17 protein-coding genes and 1 pseudogene are annotated in these 19,304 nt (G+C 70.4%); 11 read left to right on the top strand and 7 right to left on the bottom strand.

Annotation, left to right across the window (positions count from 1 at the left end; all coding sequences use genetic code 11):
* Positions 1–92 precede the first annotated feature (92 nt).
* Positions 93–2,315: pseudogene (locus tag ACWEIJ_RS15770) on the bottom strand (ATP-binding protein); the annotation flags it as partial.
* 117 nt (positions 2,316–2,432) lie between these two features.
* Here ACWEIJ_RS15770 and ACWEIJ_RS15765 point away from each other — a divergent pair.
* Complete coding sequence (locus ACWEIJ_RS15765; RefSeq protein WP_449837885.1) at positions 2,433–2,909, top strand: DUF2690 domain-containing protein; 477 nt, start codon at positions 2,433–2,435, stop codon at positions 2,907–2,909.
* Between the two features lie 45 nt (positions 2,910–2,954).
* On the opposite strand, the gene ACWEIJ_RS15760 is transcribed toward ACWEIJ_RS15765, so the two are convergent.
* Positions 2,955–4,313 carry a DUF349 domain-containing protein gene (locus ACWEIJ_RS15760; protein WP_449837884.1) on the bottom strand — a complete coding sequence of 453 codons (1,359 nt, stop codon included), beginning with the start codon at positions 4,311–4,313 and terminating at the stop codon, positions 2,955–2,957.
* Positions 4,314–4,483: 170 nt separating this feature from the next.
* On the opposite strand from ACWEIJ_RS15760, the gene ACWEIJ_RS15755 reads away from it, so the two are divergent.
* The 3 genes from ACWEIJ_RS15755 to dapF are packed head-to-tail and all read left to right on the top strand — an operon-like array spanning position 4,484 to position 6,851.
* Positions 4,484–5,164, top strand: a complete 681-nt coding sequence (locus ACWEIJ_RS15755) for a class III extradiol dioxygenase subunit B-like domain-containing protein (RefSeq protein WP_449837883.1) — start codon at positions 4,484–4,486, stop codon at positions 5,162–5,164.
* A complete protein-coding gene (gene miaA, locus ACWEIJ_RS15750) occupies positions 5,161–6,069 on the top strand; it encodes a tRNA (adenosine(37)-N6)-dimethylallyltransferase MiaA (RefSeq protein WP_449837882.1) in 909 nt (302 codons plus the stop codon). The genes ACWEIJ_RS15755 and miaA overlap by 4 nt, the downstream gene beginning before the upstream one ends.
* A complete protein-coding gene (gene dapF, locus ACWEIJ_RS15745) occupies positions 6,057–6,851 on the top strand; it encodes a diaminopimelate epimerase (protein WP_449837881.1) in 795 nt (264 codons plus the stop codon). Before miaA ends, dapF begins: the two co-directional genes overlap by 13 nt.
* 15 nt (positions 6,852–6,866) lie before the next feature.
* Here dapF and ACWEIJ_RS15740 read toward each other — a convergent pair whose 3' ends face one another.
* Entirely contained in the window at positions 6,867–7,748 is an 882-nt protein-coding gene (locus ACWEIJ_RS15740) for an SMP-30/gluconolactonase/LRE family protein (RefSeq protein WP_449837880.1), read from the bottom strand.
* Positions 7,741–8,982, bottom strand: coding sequence for an MFS transporter (locus ACWEIJ_RS15735; RefSeq protein ID WP_449837879.1), 1,242 nt, complete (start codon positions 8,980–8,982; stop codon positions 7,741–7,743). The genes ACWEIJ_RS15740 and ACWEIJ_RS15735 overlap by 8 nt, the downstream gene beginning before the upstream one ends.
* Before the next feature lie 54 nt (positions 8,983–9,036).
* On the opposite strand from ACWEIJ_RS15735, the gene ACWEIJ_RS15730 reads away from it, so the two are divergent.
* The 4 genes from ACWEIJ_RS15730 to ACWEIJ_RS15715 all read left to right on the top strand — a co-directional run bounded on the left by ACWEIJ_RS15730 (position 9,037) and on the right by ACWEIJ_RS15715 (position 13,063).
* Positions 9,037–9,537, top strand: coding sequence for an ArsR/SmtB family transcription factor (locus ACWEIJ_RS15730; protein WP_449837878.1), 501 nt, complete (start codon positions 9,037–9,039; stop codon positions 9,535–9,537).
* Positions 9,538–9,562: 25 nt separating this feature from the next.
* Positions 9,563–11,011 carry a GTPase HflX gene (hflX, locus tag ACWEIJ_RS15725; RefSeq protein WP_449837877.1) on the top strand — a complete coding sequence of 483 codons (1,449 nt, stop codon included), beginning with the start codon at positions 9,563–9,565 and terminating at the stop codon, positions 11,009–11,011.
* Positions 11,008–11,964: a hypothetical protein gene (locus ACWEIJ_RS15720; RefSeq protein ID WP_449837876.1), complete on the top strand. Its 957-nt coding sequence runs from the start codon at positions 11,008–11,010 to the stop codon at positions 11,962–11,964. Before hflX ends, ACWEIJ_RS15720 begins: the two co-directional genes overlap by 4 nt.
* 370 nt (positions 11,965–12,334) lie before the next feature.
* Complete coding sequence (locus ACWEIJ_RS15715; RefSeq protein WP_449837875.1) at positions 12,335–13,063, top strand: helix-turn-helix domain-containing protein; 729 nt, start codon at positions 12,335–12,337, stop codon at positions 13,061–13,063.
* Here the strand turns inward: ACWEIJ_RS15715 and lexA are convergent.
* Complete coding sequence (gene lexA / locus ACWEIJ_RS15710) at positions 13,047–13,724, bottom strand: transcriptional repressor LexA (RefSeq protein ID WP_030464922.1); 678 nt, start codon at positions 13,722–13,724, stop codon at positions 13,047–13,049. The two genes, ACWEIJ_RS15715 and lexA, sit on opposite strands and share 17 nt — an antisense overlap.
* Positions 13,725–13,959: 235 nt before the next feature.
* Here lexA and ACWEIJ_RS15705 point away from each other — a divergent pair, with 235 nt between their 5' ends.
* Positions 13,960–14,232 carry a hypothetical protein gene (locus tag ACWEIJ_RS15705; RefSeq protein ID WP_449837874.1) on the top strand — a complete coding sequence of 91 codons (273 nt, stop codon included), beginning with the start codon at positions 13,960–13,962 and terminating at the stop codon, positions 14,230–14,232.
* Positions 14,233–14,604: 372 nt separating this feature from the next.
* Positions 14,605–15,012 carry a hypothetical protein gene (locus ACWEIJ_RS15700; RefSeq protein WP_449837873.1) on the top strand — a complete coding sequence of 136 codons (408 nt, stop codon included), beginning with the start codon at positions 14,605–14,607 and terminating at the stop codon, positions 15,010–15,012.
* Positions 15,013–15,051: 39 nt separating this feature from the next.
* Here ACWEIJ_RS15700 and ACWEIJ_RS15695 read toward each other — a convergent pair whose 3' ends face one another.
* A complete protein-coding gene (locus ACWEIJ_RS15695) occupies positions 15,052–18,096 on the bottom strand; it encodes a BTAD domain-containing putative transcriptional regulator (RefSeq protein WP_449837872.1) in 3,045 nt (1,014 codons plus the stop codon).
* On the bottom strand, positions 18,069–18,491 hold the full coding sequence (locus tag ACWEIJ_RS15690) for a hypothetical protein (protein ID WP_449837871.1): 423 nt from the start codon (positions 18,489–18,491) through the stop codon (positions 18,069–18,071). The genes ACWEIJ_RS15695 and ACWEIJ_RS15690 overlap by 28 nt, the downstream gene beginning before the upstream one ends.
* Before the next feature lie 306 nt (positions 18,492–18,797).
* Between ACWEIJ_RS15690 and nrdR the strand changes: the two genes are divergently transcribed.
* The gene (gene nrdR / locus ACWEIJ_RS15685) at positions 18,798–19,265 is read left to right on the top strand and encodes a transcriptional regulator NrdR (RefSeq protein ID WP_053738461.1); all 468 of its coding nucleotides are present in this window, start codon (positions 18,798–18,800) and stop codon (positions 19,263–19,265) included.
* The last annotated feature ends 39 nt before the right edge of the window (positions 19,266–19,304 follow it).

Raw genomic sequence — 19,304 nt, 5'->3', positions numbered from 1 at the left:
GCGCAGGGGTCTCCCGCCGCGGCGCAGGTGTCGCCGAGGTCGATGAGGATCTGGGCGCGCAGATCCCGTGCGTCGTGGGCGGTGGCGATGGCCAGCGCCTGGTGGTGCAGCCGCATGGCCTCGGTGTGGTCGCCGAGCCGCGCCCTCGCGACGCCGAGGCCGGAGAGCACCCGCGCCCGCATCGCCCCGAGCGGCAGCCCCGCGTCGAGCACCTGGTGGAAGCAGGAGACCGCGCCGTCGGGGTCACCGCCGTACGCGCGCACTGAGCCCACTGCGGTGAGCGTGCGGAGTTCGGCGGCACGGTCGTGCCACGCGCGGGCGTGCCGCAACGCCAGACCGAGCTGGCGCTCCGCCTCGCCCAGTTCACCGGTCTTGGCGTACAGCTTGCCGAGACCGGTGTGCACCGAGGCTTTGTGCGTGCGCGGGCCGGTGCTGTCGAGGATGTTCAGAGCTTCGGCGAACGTGTGCGCGGCCGCGGCGTCGTTGCCCGAACGCTCGTGCAGTTCGGCAAGCGCTACCAGGGTCACGCCTTCGTCGCGGCCGAGACCGAGCGAGCCGAACAGTGCGCGAGCCTTGAGCAGGTGGTCCTCGGCCAGCCGGTAGCCGCCCACCGACAGGTGCAGCGTGCCGAGCCTGGCCAGCGCGCGGGCGCCGGCGTGCGGGTGGCCGAGCGCGATGGCCGCTTCGTAGTGGCGGTGTGCCTCGGCCACCTCGCCGAGCTGGTGGCACGCGGCGGCCAGGTCGACCAGCGCGTGCGCCTCCGCGTCCTGGTCACCGGCCTGACGCGCGGACGACAGCGCGATGCGCTGGCAGTCGTGCCGGTCCTGGACCTGTCCGGACCGCGAATGCCACGGCACGAGCGCCTGGGCGAGCTGCCAGGCGTGTGCGTGCAGCCCCGCCTGCGCGGCGGCGGGGACGGCGGCGAGCAGGTTCGCGTGTTCGCGCGACCACCAGTCCCACGCCTCGTCCTGGCTCATGGGGACCAAGGCGACGTCGGCCGGTGTGAACCAGTGGTACGCGTCGGTCGCCGCGCCGGCACTCGCCGTGAGCCGCAGGTAGAGGTCGAGCAACCGGCCGAGCGCCGCGTGCCGCACCGGTTCCGGCTCGCTCGCGACGATCTTCGCCGCATACCGGCGCAGCAGGTCGTGGCAGGTGTACCGCTCGACCGCAGACTCGCTCAGCAGGTGGGCGTCAGCGAGGCGTTCGAGCGTGCGGCGGGCCTCTGCGACGCTCGTCCCGCACAACGCGGCGGTCGCTTCGGGGCCGATGTCGTTGCCCGGCAGCAGGCCGAGGAACCGGAAGGCCCGGCGTTCGGCGTCGGCGAGGTGGCGATAGGACAGCTCGAAGGCGCCGGCCACACTGCGGTTGCCCGCCGACAGCGCGGGCAGCCTCTCCTGCTCGTCGCGCAGCCGGGTGCCCAGGTCGCGCACCGTCCACGACGGGCGGTTCCGCAGCCGGGTGGCGGCCAGCCGGATCGCGAGCGGCAGATAACCGCACAGCGCGACCACCTCCGCGATCGCGTCGCGTTCCGCGTCCTGCCGGGTGATCCGGGTGAACAGGTCCACGGCGTCGTCGGGGTCCAGCGAACCGAGCGACAGGTGCGCGGCACCGTCGAGATCGGTCAGCTTGTGCCTGCTGGTGATGATGACGAGATGTCCTGGTGAGCCGGGGACGAGCGGGGCGGCCTGGGCGGCGTCCACCGCGTTGTCGATCACGATGAGCGTGCGTCTGCCCGTGAGCCTCGAACGCCACAACGCGGTGCGGTGGGTGACGTCCTCCGGCAGTTCTGTCCCGGGCAACCCGTGACAGCGCAACAGGTCACCCAGAGCGGTTTTTGCGGACAACGGATCGTGGCCGGGCGTGTGGCCGTGCAGATCGACGAAGAACTGCCCGTCGGGAAAGCGATCTGAGAGAAGGTGGGCGAGCCGCACCGCCAGCGCGGATTTGCCGCTGCCCGCCATTCCGTCGATCGCGATGATCGACTCGGTGGCGGCCGATCGGTGGCAGTGGGCGACTTCCGCGGACCGCCCGGTGAAATCGGCGAGGTCGTACGGCAATGCCGAAGGGCAGTCTCCTGGCGGCGGCACGGCCGGACGCCTGCGGGCCGCCGCGGCCAGCGCGGCGCGGGTGTGATCGTCGAGGTCGAGGGCGGTGGCGAGCCGTTCCACCGTGGCCTGGTGGGGGAACCGCCGGTTCCCCCGTTCCAGCGCGCCGATCGCCTGAGCGCTGAGGTTCGCGCGTTCGGCGAGTGCCTCCTGCGTGAGGCCCGCGGAAAGGTGCAGACGCCGCAGAAGTATTCCGAGCGAGGTGTCCATGGTTGTTCCCCCACATTCGATTGTAGGGGTCGTCTGTCGAGATTGTCGCTGTTTGCCGACAAACCTCGACTGTCAGTGTTTTCCCGTCCGACAAACCTCATTGAGGGGGAATGCCTGATGTTGCGAGGAAAGCTCAGCGGTGTCGCGGTCGTGGTGGCGGCGTGCGCGTCGATGGTGACGGTGCTGCCTGCCGCCGCCAGCGCGGAGCCGGTGGAGGTCGCGGTGACGTGTTCCGGCTCCGGTTGCGACGACAAGGACCCGGAGGCGACCGGCTGCGCTTCGGGAGCGGTCACGGCGGCGGCGGTGACGTCGTCGAAGGGGCGCATCGAGCTGCGCTATTCATCGACGTGCGGCACGAAGTGGGTGCGCATTCCGAGCTATGCGGGCGGCAGCACCCGCCCGGACGGCAAACTGCAGATCCGGGTCTGGGACCGCCCCCGCAACGTCTACGTCAACTTCTGGGCGTCGGCGGGAACGGGTTCGCACTGGGGCAACATGGTCTATTCGCCCGGTGTCACGCGGTGCGGCTGGGGTCAGGTCGACTGGAACGGGGGAGCGACCTGGGACGCCGAGGTCAAGGCGTCGACCTGCTGAACACGCAGAAGGCCCCCTTCGGAAGGGGGCCTTCGTCCGTCGTGCCTAGCGGGTCGCCAGCGCCTGCTCGGCGGCGGCGAGCCACTCGCGCCACTGGGCCGCCTGGGCCTCCGCCTGCTCGGTGCGGCGCTTGTCGCCCGCCGCACGGGCCTTCGCGGCCTGCGCCTCGAACTGCTCCACGCGCTCGCGGAACTGCGCCACGCGGGCCTCGGCCTCGGGGTCGGAACGACGCCACTGCGCGTCGACCGCGCCGCGGACCTTCTCCTCGATCGCCCGCAGCTTGCCCTCGAGCTCTCGGATGCGCTCGCGCGGCACCTTGCCGATGGCGTCCCAGCGCTCCTGGATCTTGTACAGGTGCTGGCGCGCCGACTCGAGGTCGGTCGACGGGTCGATCGTCTCGGCCTCGGCGAGCAGCTCCTCCTTCAGCTTCGCGTTCGCCGAGAACTCGGCGTCACGCTCGCTGAAGGCCTCGGACCGCTTCTGGAAGAACGCGTCCTGCGCGGCGCGGAACCGCTGCCACAGCGCGTCGTCGGCCTCCTTGGGCGCACGCCCGGCGGCCTTCCACTCGACCATCAGCTCCTTGTAGCGACCGGCCGTGGGGCCCCAGTCGTCGGAGTCGACGAGCTTCTCCGCCTCTTCGACGAGCGCCTGCTTGGAGGCCTTCGCCACCGAACGCTGGCGGTCGAGGTCGGCGAAGTGCGAGCCGCGACGGCGGTTGAACGCGTCGCGCGCCTTCGAGAACCGGCGCCACAGCTGCTCGTCGGTCTTGCGGTCGACGCCGCGGATGGTCTTCCACTCGTCGAGGATCGCCCGCAGCCGGTCGCCGGCGACCTTCCACTGGGTCGACTCGTTCGCGATCGACTCGGCCTCTTCGACGAGCGCCTGCTTGCGCGCCACGGACTGGGCTCGGGCGGCCTCCTTGGCCTCCTTCGCCTTCTCCATGCCGGCCTCGGCCCGCTCCAGCACGTGCTCGACGCGCGCGGCCAGCGCCGCGAGGTCGCCGACCACGGCGGCGTCCGCGAGCTGCTCCTTGACGTGCTTCGCGCTGGTCAGGGCGTGCTTAGGGTCGCCGGCGCCCGACTGGAGCCGCGTCACGAGCAGCTCGACCTCGGTGCGCAGGTCGTCGAACCGCCGCGCGAAGTGCGCGAGGCCCTCGACCGGCTCGCCCGCCTGCCACGACCCGACGGCGCGCTCGCCGTCCGCGGTCTTCACGTACACGGTGCCGTCGGCGTCCACGCGCCCCCAGCGGTCAGGATGGTCCGACGCCACGGGGACGGCCGGAGGCGTCGCCTGCGCGGTCTCCTTCGGCGTTTCCTCGACTCCACCCTCGGCTGCGACCTCCACGGCGCCCGTCTCCAGGGCGGTCTCGGTCACGGCCTCCGGTGTGCTGTCCTGCTCCGACATCGCCGGTTCCTCCCATCTGACGCCCGTGCCTGCCACGGGCGCCCCGCCACTGGCGGGGCCGATGCAATACGGGCGCTGGAGGGTCTCCCGTCCCCAGTTCCCCGCGCGCATTCAAACAGGTCAGAGCTCGACTCGGTACTGGGAGTCCACGATAGGTAGCCTCATTCGTCGTGATCACCCGTGCCGCAGTGGTGCCGCACCCGCCTCTTCTGGTGCCAGAACTGGTCGCGGGAGCCGCTGCCGAAACCGAGCCCGTGCGCGCCGCAACCGTTGCCGCGGCAGGGAAACTGCCCGGTCCGTGGGTCGCTGTGGCGGTCGACGACAGCGGTCCGGCGAAGATCGTGCCGCCGCTCTCCGGAACTTTTCTCGGATACGGGGTCGACCTGCCGGTGTCACTCGGCGGTGACTCGGTTCCGGACCCCCGGATTCCGTTGCCCGTGCTGATCACCGCCTGGCTGCGGGAACTGTGCGCAGTCGAGGTGTCACGCGTTGAACTCGTACCGCGTGATCTTTCACCCGCGGAATGTGTCTCGTTTGGACAACGACTTGCCGGCGAGTCCGCCGGGCTGTTGATCCTCGGCGACGGCTCGACCCGGCACGGTCCGCGCTCGCCCGGCTCGAACGACGAGCGTTCGGGGCCGTTCGACGAGCACGTGCACGCCTTGCTGGCCGCCGCCGATGTGGACGGCCTGCTCGCCCTCGACCCCGAACTCGCCCGTGAGCTGGGCGCGCAGGGCCGCGCGGCGTGGCAGGTCCTCGCCGGCGTGCCCGGACCGTGGCGCTGCGCGAGCGCCGAGTTCTTCGCACCGTTCGGCGTGGGCTACCACGTCGCCGTCTGGGAGCGCCCGTGATCACCCCCGTCGCCGTGGTCGGACCGACCGCGACCGGAAAGTCCGACCTGGCCGTCGCGCTCGCGGAGCGGTTCGGAGGCGAGGTCGTCAACGCCGACGCCATGCAGCTCTACCGCGGCATGGACATCGGCACCGCCAAGATGACCCTCGCCGAACGCCGCGGCGTCCCGCACCACCTGCTCGACGTCCTCGACGTCACCGAGACCGCGTCCGTCGCGGCCTACCAGCGCGAGACGCGGGCGGTGATCGAACGCCTGCTCGCGGCCGGCAAACCGCCGATCCTCGTCGGCGGGTCCGGCCTGTACGTGCAGGCGGTGCTCGACGACCTGAAGTTCCCCGGTACCGACGACGCCGTGCGGGAACGGTTCGAGGCCGAGCTCAGCGCCGTCGGCCCGGAGGCGTTGCACCGGCGCCTGCAGGAGCTCGACCCCGCCGCCGCGATCGCGATCCTGCCGTCCAACGGGCGCCGCATCGTGCGCGCGCTGGAGGTCATCGAGCTGACCGGGCAACCGTTCTCCGCGAACCTCCCCAAACCCGGTCCGGCCCGCTACGGCACCGTCCAGATCGGCGTCGACCGCGAGGTGTCCGAACTGGACGCGCGCGTCGACCGGCGGGTGGACCTGATGTTCGCCGCGGGGCTGGAGGACGAGGTGCGTGCTCTCGTGAAGCTCGGCCTGCGCGACGGCAAGACCGCCTCGCGGGCGCTGGGGTACCAGCAGGTGCTGTCCGCAATGGACGGAGCGTGCACGATCGACTTCGCCGCGGAGGAGACCAAGCGCGCCACTCGCCGGTTCGTGCGCAGGCAGCGGTCGTGGTTCCGGCGTGACCAGCGCATCACCTGGTTGGACGGCGCCAGGCCGGATCTGGCGCAGGCCGCCGGTAACCTGGTCCCGTGGAGTTCGTGAAGGGGCACGGCACGGAGAACGACTTCGTCATCCTGCCCGACCTCGATGACCAGCTGGACCTGACCCCGGCGCGCGTGCAGGCGCTGTGCGACCGGCAACGCGGCCTGGGCGCGGACGGCGTGCTGCGCGTCGTGCGCTCCGAAGGCAAGTGGTTCATGGACTACCGCAACGCCGACGGCTCCATCGCCGAGATGTGCGGCAACGGCCTGCGCGTGTTCGCCCGCTACCTCGTCGACGCGGGCCACCAGCCGCAGGGCGAGTTCGTGGTCGGCACGCGGGCGGGGGACCGGACGGTCGTCACGCACCCGGACGGCTCCGTCACGAACGACATGGGCCCCGCGCGGATCACCGGCACGTCCATCGCCGCGGTCGACGGCGAGGGCATCGGCGGCTTCGCGGTCGACGTCGGCAACCCGCACCTCGCGTGCGTCACCGACACGCCCGTAGGCAGCTTCGACCTCACCGTGCCGCCCGGCTTCGACCCGGTGATGTTCCCGCACGGCGTCAACGTCGAGCTGATCAACACCATCGGCGACAACGCGCTGCGCATGCGCGTCTACGAGCGCGGCGTCGGCGAGACCCGCTCGTGCGGCACCGGCACCGTCGCGTCCGTCGCCTCGTGGCTCGCGGGCCAGGGCAAGACGACGGGTTCCGCGACGGTCGACGTCCTCGGCGGTCAGGTCTTCGTCACGATCGAGCCGACGACGTCGACCCTCACCGGACCTGCCGTGCTCGTCGCGCGCGGCGAGCTCGACAAGTCCTGGTGGGACGCCCTCGCGTAACTGATACATCGCATATCAGCTGAGGTCGTAGACCTCGACCTTCCCGAGCTTCTCCGGCTTGACCACGCTCGGGTTCGAGTCGGGCGCGGTCAGGCACACCAAGTGGTCGTCGACTACCGCGACGGCGAAGCACGTCTGCGTCGTCTCGACCCGATGCGTGATCTTGCCGCCCTCGGTCACCCGGAACACCGCCGGCTGCAACGCCGGCGCCACCCACACCCCGTCGCCGTCCCCGGCGATCCCGTCCGGTGCGATGCCGAACTCCTTCACATCTGCCCACAACCTGCGGTTTTGCAACGATCCGTTGCGGTCGACCGAAAACGAAGTGAGCTGGAATGCAAGGGTCTCGGCGACGACCAACACGTTGCCGCTCTCGGACTCGCCCGTCGGGTCGGGCAGCAGGGCCATGCCGTTCGGGAACTTGAGGTTCTCGGCCGCGACGCTGACGGACCCGTCGGGCTGGACCAGAGCGAGCGCGGCGCCCTGCGGGTCGAAGTCCGGCTCCAGCAGCCGCGGGATGCCGACCTCGTCGACCAGGCCGTGCAGGTCGAAGCCGAAGTTGCCGACGTACGCGCGACCCTCGCCGTCGACGAGCATGTCGTTGGCGTGGAACGTCGCGATATCCGATATATCAGCGTGCAGGACGAGGTCATCACCTTCGAAGCGGCGCACGGTGCGGTCGAGCATCGACACGACGAGCAGGCGTCCGTCGGGCAGCCACCCGAGCCCCGAGGGCTGGCCGTCGAAGGCGACGACGACCTCGTCGGCACCCGTCGTGAGGTCGAGGGCGTGCACTTCGCCCGCGTAGAAGTCGGAGTAGTAGAGGCGACCGTCGGGGCCGCGTCGCGGTCCCTCGCCGAAGTGAAGACCGTCCCGCACAACGCGTGTATCAGCCATGGGCCTCGACGCTAGACACGGCCGGAAGATCACGCATCGTCCGCAACGGTGAGAGCAGCACCCACACCATGCCGCCCACCGAGCCGACGAGCGAGACCCACAGCGTCGGCACGATCCCGATCCACGAGCCCAGTACGCCGCCCAGCAGCGCGCCCAGCGGCGTCGAGCCCCACACCACCCAGCGGATCGAGGCGTTCATCCGGCCGAGCAGGTGGTCGGGGCAGATCGCCTGCCGGTAGCTCACCTGCCCGACGTTGTAGACGACGACCCCGAACACGCTCACCGCGGAGCCGGCCATCGGCAGCACCAGGCCCCAGCCGTTCGAGACGAACGGCAGCGTCAGGATGAACGGCCAGGTCACCACGGGGATGAGCCAGATCATCCTGGCCTGCCCGACCAGCTGCCCGATCCGGTACGCGAAGGCCGCGCCCAGCACGCCGCCGACGCCGCCCGCGCTGAGGACCAGGCCCGCCGTGCCCTCGCTCAGCCCCGCGACGTTCAGCAGGAAGAGGATCATCACGGCGTTCTGGATGCCGTGGAAGAAGTTCGACGTTCCGGTGCAGGCCACGATCATGCGCAGGGTGACGTTGCCGAAGACGAACCGCAGACCCTCCGCGATCTCGCGCCGCAGGTGCGGGTCGGGGTGACGTTCCGGCGCCGGTTCGGCGGTCCTGATCCGCACCAGGAAGAACGCCGAGCTCAGGTAGCCCAGCCCGGTCGCGAGAACACCGTTGGCCGCGCCGAGGAACTGCGCCGCGTAGCCGCCGATCGCCGGTCCCGACACCTCCGCCACCGACAGGCTGGCCTGCAGCTTCGAGTTGCCCTCGACGAGCTGGCCGCGTCCGACGAGCGACGGGAGGTACGACTGGTAGGCGACGTCGAAGAACACCGTGCACACGCCCGCCGCGAGGGTCACCGCGATCAGCTGCGGCAGGCCGAGCAGTCCCAGCCACCACGCGACGGGCACGCTCAGCATGAGCGCGGCGCGGATGAGGTCCATCGCGATCATCAACGGCTTGCGGCGCATCCGGTCCACCCAGACGCCCGCGGGCAGGCCGATCACCAGGAACGCCATCGTGCTCGCCGCGGCCAGCAGCCCCATCTCGAACGGTGTCGCGTTCAGCACACCCGCCGCGAGCAGCGGCACCACCGTCATACCGACGTTCGCGCCGAACTGGCTGATCGTGTCGCCCGTCCAGAGCCTGCGGAAGTCGGGGTGCCCCCAAAGCGCCATGCCGAGGAGTCTGCGCCGAGTGATTGGAAACTGTCAATCACTTAGACTGCGAGGGTGGCACTCTCCAGCGAACGACGGCCGGCGACCACGGAAGAAGCCGCGGCCCTCAGCTCTGACCTGCGGCTTCGGATCATCCGCCTGACGTTCGACCGGCCGCTCACCAACAAGGAGCTGGCGCAGCGGCTCGGCAAGGACCCGGCCACGACGCTGCACCACGTCCGCAAGCTCGTGGCCGCAGGATTCCTCGAAGCGATGCCGCCGCGCGCCGGCAACCGGGGAGCCAAAGAAATCCCCTATCGGTCGACAGGGCTTTCCTGGCGGCTCGACAACAGCGAAAATGCGGTCGCCGTCGGCGAGGCGATGCTGCACGCTTTCCTCGGCGAGGTTGCCGACATCGGGCTCAGTGAAGTGGATCAGAGCCGCCTGGTCGTCACCGTCGACCCGGAGGAACTAAAACAGCGGCTCGCGTCGTTGATGGATGAGCTGGCCGCGCAACCGGTCAGGCCGGAAGTTCCCCGTGTGGCGATCTACCTCGCGGTGTATCCGGGGGACTGACGGTCCATGGGACGATGAAGGGCAAATGACGGAAAACATCCAGAGCACAGAGTTCGACGCCGCGTGGGAAGAGGAAGACTTCTCGACGGGTGACTACGAACTCGCCGAACGCGCCGCACTGCGCCGTGTCGCGGGGCTGTCCACCGAGCTCGAGGACATCACCGAGGTCGAGTACCGGCAGCTTCGCCTGGAGCGGGTCGTGCTCGTCGGGGTGTGGACCGAGGGCACGGCCGCGGACTCCGACGCCTCCCTCGCCGAACTGGCCCGCCTCGCCGAAACCGCTGGTTCCGAGGTGCTCGAAGGCGTGGTGCAGCGGCGCGACAAGCCGGACCCCGCGACGTACATCGGCTCCGGCAAGGTGGCCGAGCTGCGCGACGTGGTGCAGGCGACCGGCGCCGACACGGTGATCTGCGACGGCGAGCTCTCGCCGGGCCAGCTGCGTCAGCTGGAGGAGCGGCTGAAGGTCAAGGTCATCGACCGGACCGCGCTCATCCTGGACATCTTCGCGCAGCACGCGCGGTCCAAGGAGGGCAAGGCCCAGGTCGAGCTGGCCCAGCTGCAGTACCTGATGCCGCGCCTGCGCGGCTGGGGTGAGACGTTGTCGCGGCAGGCCGGTGGTCGTGCCGGCGGCGGCAACGGCGGCGTGGGTCTGCGCGGTCCCGGTGAGACCAAGATCGAGACCGACCGCCGGCGCATCCGCGACCGCATCGCCAAGCTGCGCCGCGAGCTCGCCGCGATCAAGGTGATCCGCGAGACCAAGCGCAGCCGCCGCGTCGCGAACGAGATCCCGAGCGTGGCCATCGCGGGCTACACGAACGCGGGCAAGTCATCGCTGCTCAACGCGCTGACCGACGCCGGCGTCCTGGTGGAGGACGCGCTGTTCGCCACCCTCGACCCGACGACCCGCCGCGCGCTGACGCCGGAAGGCCTGCCGTACACGCTGACCGACACCGTCGGCTTCGTCCGGCACCTGCCGCACCAGCTGGTCGAGGCGTTCCGCTCGACGTTGGAGGAGGTCGGTCAGGCCGACCTGCTCGTGCACGTGGTCGACGGCTCCGACGGCATGCCGGAGTCGCAGGTCAAGGCGGTGCGCGAGGTCCTCGCCGAGATCAACGAGGAGACCGGCACGCCGATGCCGCGCGAGCTGCTCGTCGTGAACAAGATCGACGCGGTGGGCGACCTGGGCCTGGCCCGGCTGCGGCACCTGTTCCCGGACGCGTCGTTCGTGTCGGCGCACTCGGGCCTCGGCATCGAGGAGCTGAAGGTCCGCATCGCCGAGCTGATGCCCCGCCCGGAGGTCGTGGTCGAGGCTCTCGTCCCGTACGCGCGCGGCGAGGTCGTCGCCCGCGTGCACCGAGACGGCGAGGTGCTGTCCGAGAAGCACACGGAAGTGGGCACGCTGCTCAGCGCCCGCGTGCGCCCCGACCTCGCGGGCCTGCTCGAGGAGTTCGCGACGAACGGAACGCCTGCTTGATCCCGCCTCCGCCGGTGGACGTGTGCCCGGTAGCCATGCAGGAGCTCTCCGGGCTCACGTCCGACGGCAAGCGGTTCTACGCCGTCAACGACAGCGACAACGGCTCGCTGCGCATCCAGGTCATGGGCCGCGACTGCGTCGTGCAGCGCACGATCACCGCGCCCATCGACCCCTTTGACGTCGAGGACCTGGCGATGACCCCGGACGGCACCCTCTGGGCGTCCGACACCGGCGACAACAACCGGTCCCGCTCCACGGTCGCCCTGCACGAGGTCTCGCCTTCGGGCGCCGTGGAGCGGTTCCGCCTCACCTACCCGGACGGCAAGCACGACGCCGAAGCGCTGCTCATCGACAAGTCCGGTGTCCCGTACATCATCACCAAGGAACCGCTCGGCTCCGCACTGGTGTATCGCCCCACAGCTCCGCTCCGAACCGATATATCAGTCCCGTTGGAGCAGGTGGCGCGCGTGTCGCTGGCGGCGACCGACACCCCGGGCGGCCCACTGGAGGGCAACCTCGACTCGCGTCTGGTGACCGGCGCCGCCGCCACCGCCGACGGCTCGGTGATCGCCCTGCGCACCTACACCGACGCCTACCTCTACCCGGTCCCGGGCGGCGACATCGTCAAGGCCCTCGCCGGCGACCCGGTCCGAGTCCCCTTGCCGAACGAACCCCAGGGCGAGGCCATCGCGTTCGACCCGGACGGCACCCTGCTCTCCGGCTCGGAAGGCGTCGGCACCCCGATCCGCGCCGTGGCGGGTGCCGCCGCCCTGGCCCAGCCGCCGGCACCGACGACCACGACCCCGCCGCCGCCAGTGGCCGGCCAACCGCAGGCCGCACCACCGTCGAGCTCGTCGGGCTCCTGGCAGAACTGGCCGCTGGCCCTGACCCTCGGCGGCATCGCCCTCGTCGTCGCCCTGTTCGTCGGCCTCCGCCTGCGCCGCCGAGCCTGATCCCCACGCTCCTGGTGCTGTCGTGCGGAGCGCTTGTGCCAGTCGATGGTCGCGCTCACGACGTACACCGCGACGGCCATGAGCAGCAGGACTTTCGCCTGCCGGTGCGTCGCGCGATCTCCTTCTCCAGCCCGAGCCGGTAGAGGCCGTGGAGGATCTCGATGGAGGAACAGGTAGGCCTTGCCGGCTCCGATCGCGACGGTGGTTCTGGTCCCACGTGAAGCGGCGGTCTGCGAGCACGGCTCGTGCGGCGGAGTGACGATGTCTTCCTTTGCAACGAGGTCTTTCGACTCGGTGCAAGCAAAAGACGTTTGCGGACGAAGTCAAAAGACTCATTGCAAGGGCCTGGAAGGCACGGCACGATGACGTCATGCCTGGTAAGCGGCTGGATGAAGAAGAGCGGCAGCTCATCGCCCAGTTCCTCTGGGACGGGCTGGGGTACTCCGAAATCGGGAGGCGGTTGCAAAGGCCCGCCTCGACGATCCAGCGGGAGGTGCTCCGCAACGGTGGCCACAACGGCTACCGGCCGGGGGTCGCGCACCGGGCGGCGAGCCGGCGGGCGATGCGCCGGATGCCCGCGGTGGACGACCTGGACGTGGACGAGGAGGCCTACTCGTTCGATCGCAGCCCCGGTGAGGTGCAGGAGTTCCACCTGAGGCTGGTCGGGGTGTTCCGGCAGGCCGGCCTGACGCTCACGGCGGCGCGGATCCTCGCCGAGATCTTCATGACCGACAAGGGCAGCCTGTCGGCGACCGAACTGGTGCTGCGGTTGTCGGTCAGTCCCGGCACGATCTCGCGGTCGACGGCTCACCTGCAGGAGCTGGACCTGTTGCGCAGCGAGCGTGACGGCAAGCGGATCCGCTACTTCCTGGGCGACGAGATCTGGTACCGGGCGTGGCTGACCACTGCCCAGCGCAACTCCGTCTGGGCGCACACCGCACTGGACGGTGCCGAGATCTTCGGTCTCGACACGCCAGTGGGTGCGCGCCTCAAGGACATGGGGCAGTTCTTCAGCTTCGTCGTCGTGGACATGGAAGCCACGAGGAAGAAGTGGCTCGACTTCTTCGAGAAGAAGAAAAGAGCTAGGGGAGACGCCTGAGCACGGTGACGACCTTGCCGAGGATGGTGGCCTCGTCGCCGTTGATCGGCTGGTAGGCCGGGTTGTGCGGCATCAGCCACACGTGGCCGTCCTTGCGCTTGAACGTCTTGACCGTCGCCTCGCCGTCGATCATGGCGGCGACGATCTCGCCCTGGTCGGCGGTCGGCTGCTTGCGGATGACGACCCAGTCGCCGTCGGTGATGGCGGCGTCGATCATCGAGTCACCGACGACGCGCAGCAGGAACAGCTCGCCCTCGCCGACGATCTCGCGTGGCAGCGGGAACACGTCCTCGATCGACTCCTCCGCCAGGATCGGGCCACCGGCCGCGATCCGGCCGACCATCGGCACGTACGCGGGGGTCGGCTTGGACATCGGGTCGAGACCGGGGTCGATCTCGGCCGGCAGCATGCCGACCGCGCGCGGGCGGTTCGGGTCGCGGCGCAGGAAGCCCTTCCGCTCCAGCGCGCGCAGCTGGTACGCGACCGAGGAGGTCGACGTGAGGCCGACGGCCTCGCCGATCTCCCGCACGCTCGGCGGGTAGCCGAAACGGTCGACCCAGTCGCGGATCACGTCGAGCACCTTGCGCTGCCGCAAAGTCAGGCCGGCGTTTCCCGCGATCTCGCTTACCTCTGTCTCCACGAGAGCGGGGTCCGGGTCGATCGTCTTGCCTGCCACGGTTGCTGTCCTCCTCGCCGCCCCCAGTTCGAATGGGATTCCGGCACTCCGTCGATCTTCGTGGTCGACGGTAGTCGTGTTTGCTGCACAGATCAAACACCTGTTCGAGGTATTTGGGCGCGTGTTGTGGCGTTCGGCGGGGTGGTCTGGTAGAAATTCGCACGGACGTTCGATCGAACCCCTGTTCGATCATGGTGGCTGACCTGCGGTGGAGGGCGTCATGGCGGTGCTCGTCGAGAAGCGGTTGCGCGTCGTTGAGGACGCGGACGTCGCAGCGGGACGTCCCCTCCGTTCGGGTCCCCGCGTCATGCCGCGGCGCCCGGCGACCAAGCCGCGGCCGGTCGCGGTGCCCAGCTCGCGCGAGTCGAGCTCGTGCGAGGTCCGGCCCAAGCGCGAGTCGGCGCTCGAACTCGTCGCCGTCGGTGTGCTGAGCGCCCTGACGGTCATCGCGCTCGGTGTGCTCTACCTCCAGCAGGCCGGCGTCACCCCGTAGGACCGAAGCGAAACCGAAGCCTCGCGGAAGTGGCCCTGTCCACCATTCGGTGCGACAGACAAGACCACTCAGGAGGCGCTATGGCAAAAGCAGACCCACCACCCCGGTGACCAGCTGACGTCGCGACGAGACTCGCGATCATCGGGTGTGATGCCCGCGGTGAGCGCCACCAGCGCAGCTCCCGCGCGTGCAGCTCTCCTCATCCCGGCCGGACGTCACGGATCCGCGCTCGATGGCGCGCTGAGCCGCGTACCGGCCGAGTTCGGCCATGACCGTCGTGGCGAGCCCCCTGGGGTTGGGCTCGGCCGTCGGCTGCATCCCGGCGACGTCGTCGTCAACGAACCCGGTGGAAACACCGAGAGGGAAACAAGCATGAGAATGGGACGAATCGCTGCTGCGGCGGCGATCGCCGTGGGCACCGCGCTGTCGATGACGCCGGCCGCCCACGCCGCCAAGGACGTCGAGGTCTACACCGACGACCCCGGCACCAAGGGCGGCATGGCCTGGTTCAGGGCCTACGGCGAGCACTTCGGCATCTGCGACCGCGACTACGACGACCTCGGTGTGCGCGGACGCCTCACCTACACCTACCGCGGTGTCACGCACGAGTACAAGTTGTGGCACCACTCGGGCCACCACCAGGACCCGCGGTTGAACTGCAACACGTACCCGGACGACATCGAGATTCCCGAGGGCGTGAAGGTGTACCTGCAGGTGTGCCTGCAGACGGAGAAGGGTGCGCCGCTCAAGTACTGCGACACCGACACCGGCGAGGCCTGACGGTCAGCTCGGTCGTGAGCGGGTGGCGGACAACCCCGTTCACGACCGCGCGGTGAGGCCTTCCAGCATGTGGATCGTGCGTGCGGCACCGGTGACGTGCCCGGTCTCGCGCCAGATTCGCAGGGCCTCCCGCGCCGTGTGTCCGGCCTGCGCCTGTGCACCGGAGGCCGACTCCACGGCGGCGACGGCGAGCAGCGCCTCCGCCTCCAGGAGCCGGAACCCGCCCGCTCGCGCCACGTCGAGGGCAGTGGCCGCGTGGCGCCGCGCCACCGCCGGATCGGCACCGGCGAGGACGTGGGCGAGTGCGGCGGACGCTTCCGCCTCCAGTCCGCGCAGGCCGGACCGCGTCGCGATCTCCAGCGCCCGCACCAGGTGTTCCCGCTCGGGCGTCGCCCGGCCCAACCCGATCAACGCCACCGCTTCCGCCTGCTTGTCACCGTCCTGCCGGGCGCACTCCAGCGCCTCGGCGGCGGTCCTCCCTGCGGTGTCGTGATCGTCGCGGGCCAGGTGCACGGCGGACAGTCCGCTCAGTGCGGTCGCCTCACCGAAGCGGGAGCCCTGGTCGCGGAACGACTCCAGCGCGAGCAGCAACGTGTGCTCGGCGTCCGCGACGTCGCCGAGCGCCAGCAGCACCGCGCCCAGATCCGCCAGGTTGGCGGCCTCCCAGAAAGTGAGAGAGCTCTTGCGGCACAACCGAACCGATTCGTCGAGGCACTTCCTGGCGTCGGCCAGCCTGCCGAGCTGCCGGTAGTGACAGCTCAATGAGTTCAGCGCGTGACTTTCGCCCGACGGGTTGCCGAGCTCGCGGAATAGCTCAATCGCTCGCAGGCTGTGCTCGACCGCTTCGGGGAGCCTGCCCGTCCAGTCCAGCATCGACCCGAGGTTCGACACCGCCGTCGCCTCGCACTCGCGCCACCCGCACGTCCGGCTGGCCCGCGCCGCCTCCTCGGTGTGCGCGATGCCGTCGGTGTGCCGCCCCTCGCGGAAGGCGGCGCCGCCCATGGTCAGGCGCAGCAACGCTTCCGCGGCGTGCGCCTCGTGCCGCCGGGCTGCGGGCAACAGCACCGACGCGAGCTCAAGCCACTCGGCTCGCCTGCCGTGGTCGTGGAAGAACCGCCGCACCGCGTCGGCGAGATACCAGACCTGCGGGCGCGGGCCGGTCACCGCGGCCCGTCGCAACGCGGCGACCAGGTTGGGTGCCTCCACGTCCAGCCACGCGACGGCTTCCGCGCTGTTCGCGAACCGCACGGGGCTTTCGGCCGGTTCGTCGTCGCGCGGGAGGGACACGACCCGCTTGCCCAGCTGCGCCACAGCCGCGTCGGCGGCCGCCAGGTAGACCGAGAACAACCTCTCCCACGCAGGCGTGGTCTCCTCCGCGCCTGAGTGTTCCTCGGCGTAGCGGCGCACCAGGTCGTGGAACCGGTAGCGGCCCGGCGCATGCGCCTCGACCAGGTTCGCGGCGCTCAGACCGCGCAGCAGCCGGGTCGCCACACAGGTCTCCTCGTCGAGCAGTGCGGCCGCGTCGTGCGGCGTGAAGTCCGGCCCCGGCACGAGCCCGAGCAACCGGAACAGGCGCTGCTGATCCGCGGGAAGTGCTTGGTAGGACACGGAGAACGCCGTGGCGACCGCGCTGCGCTCCGCACCGTCGAAGGCGAGCAACGGGTCAGCGCGCAGCTCCGCGACCGCTGACTCGATGCTGGTGCCCACGCCCGCCGCGGCGATGCGCAACGCCAGCGGGTGGTGGCCGCAGACCTCGGCCAGGTCGGCCGCGGCGGTGGGTTCGGCGGCGACGCGGTCCGCGCCGAGCGCCGAGACCAGCAGCGCGCGCGAGTCCGGTGGCGGGAGCTGGGCCAGGGTGACCGTGCGGGCGCCGGTGCGGGCCACGAGGTCGCTCAGCCGGTGCCTGCTGGTCACCAGCACGCGGCCGGACGACGGCAGCAGCGGCAGCACCTGAGCGGCGTCACGTGCGTTGTCCAGCACCACCAAGGCCTTCCGGTCCGCCAGCAGCGACCGGAAGAGTCCACTTTGGTCGTCCGATTCGGACGGAGTGACGCCGAGCGCGCGCAGCAGCTGCGCCAGTGCGGCGGCCGGGCTGAGCGGTTCGTTGTCGGCGTCGAACCCGCGCAGGTTCACGTACAGCTGCCCGTCGGGGTAGCGGTCGCGAGCGGCATGCGCCCACTGCACGGCGAGCGCGGTCTTCCCGACGCCCGCGGTGCCGGTGATGAGCCACACGCCGTCCTCGCCGTCCTCCAACGCGGCCAGCTCCGCGGCACGGCCCGCGAAACCCCTTGCGGCGAAAGGGAGTTCGGCCGGCCGCACCTCGGTGAACGTCCGGGCCGGAGCGTGTTCCTCGCCGCGCAGAACGTGCAGCTGCGCGTCCCGCAACGCCTGCCCCGGCTCGATGCCGAGCTCGGACGTCAGCAGCTCGTGGCCCTGGGAGTACACCTCCAGCGCCTCGGCGGTCCGTCCACACCGGTGCAGTGCGAGCATCAACGCGGCGCGCGGCCGTTCGCGGTACGGGTGCTCGTCAACGAGCTTGCGCAGACCGCCGGCCGCCTCCCGGTGGTGGCCCTCGGCGAGCTGGAGCTCGTGCAGTTCCTCGGCGATCGCGAGCCGTCGTTCGACCAGCGCCGGGCGTTCCAGCTCGGCCAGCTCGTCGCTCACGCCGTCCAGCGGCGTGCCCGTCCACAGCGCGAGCGCCTCGCGCAGCCGTGCGATGGCGGCCTCGCCGGTCAGCGTCCTGGCACGGGCGACGGCGTCGTCGGCCACGTCGAGGTCGCGTTCACCCGGCGCGACCTCGATCGAGTACCCGGAGGCGCCGCGCGTGATCACGTCGTCCCCGATCAGCTTGCGCAGGTCGGACACGTGCACCTGCAACCGTCCGCGGGCGCTGCGCGGCGCCCGCTCGCCCCAGGTCAGGTCGATCAGCCGGTCCTCCGGCACGACGCGGCCCGGGCTGAGCAGCAGCGCCGCCAGCACCGACGCCTGTTTCGGCCCGGCCGGACGCACGGGACCGGCCGGGCCGAGGACCATGACCGGTCCGAGCAGCAGATATCTCAGCGCAGGTCCTTCGCCGCCGTGCACTTCACGCCGCTGCTGTCGGCGAACTGGACCTCGACCCAGGCACGCCCCGAGCGGGACACCGACGTGCCGTTGACGGCGACCTCACCGACCTCGTCCGACTTCAGACCGGACTCCGTGTGCGCGAGCACGGTGCTCTGCGTGGTGCCCACCCGGTGGTAGACCCGGACGTGCATCGCACCGGTGTCGGCGATGTACGGACCGGCCGCGCCCCTGGCCGTCCTCAGCCGGTACTGCGTGGTGTCCTTGTCGTAGGCGAGCGTGAACGTGCCGCTGAAGCCACCCTCCGTGCACGTGGCCGTCACCGACGAAGTGGCGGCGTGTGCCGCCGGTGCCAGTGCGCTGCTCGCGGCCACCAGCAGGGCCGCCAGACCGGCCCTCTTCACCCCAGACCCCAAGAAGATCTCCCTCTGGTCGTTGCGCCACTAGAGTGACGCGTCGCAGAAGTACGACGCGCGCGGCGCCTCGGAGGTTGCGCGACGGTCACCTGTCGACGCCGGTGCGTAGTAGTCGCAGTTCATCTCGGATTCCTCCATCCGAGTGTCGCCCGACACGCCGTGTCGAGTTGCAACCTCTTGCGTGGCGATCTAGGTTCTACCCCTACATCTAGTGGTTACACCGTTGTAAGTAGTCCACAGGTTGTGGGTAACCCGACCAGTGTGGCTGCTGTGACGGGTGCTGCGCTGGGGAAGGGGTGAGTTGGCGTGCGGTGTCCGTTCTGCCGCCATTCGGACTCACGGGTGGTGGACTCCCGTGAGGTCGACGAGGGTCAGGTGATCCGTCGTCGTCGCTCCTGCAACAGCTGCAGCCGCAGGTTCACCACGGTCGAAGAAGCGGTTCTCGCCGTGGTCAAGCGCTCCGGCGTGACGGAGCCCTTCAGCCGCGACAAGGTGGTCGTCGGTGTGCGCAGGGCGTGCCAGGGCCGCCCGGTCGACGAGGACGCGTTCCAGCAGCTCGCCCAGCGAGTGGAAGAGTCGATCCGGTCGACGGGATGTGCGGAAATCCCGAGTCACGAGGTGGGCCTCGCCATTCTCGGCCCCCTGCGCGAGCTCGACGAGGTCGCATATCTGCGCTTCGCGAGCGTCTACAGGTCCTTCTCGTCCGTCGAGGACTTCGAGAAGGAGATCCTTGATCTTCGCACTGCCCGGGCCGAAGCGGCTCAAGAGCAGTGATCCGCGCGCACGAGCGCGCGCCCACATCATCTTTTCCAA

The sequence above is a fragment of the Lentzea sp. NPDC004789 genome, from assembly GCF_053601075.1.
This window is presented reverse-complemented; position numbering and strand designations above follow the sequence as displayed.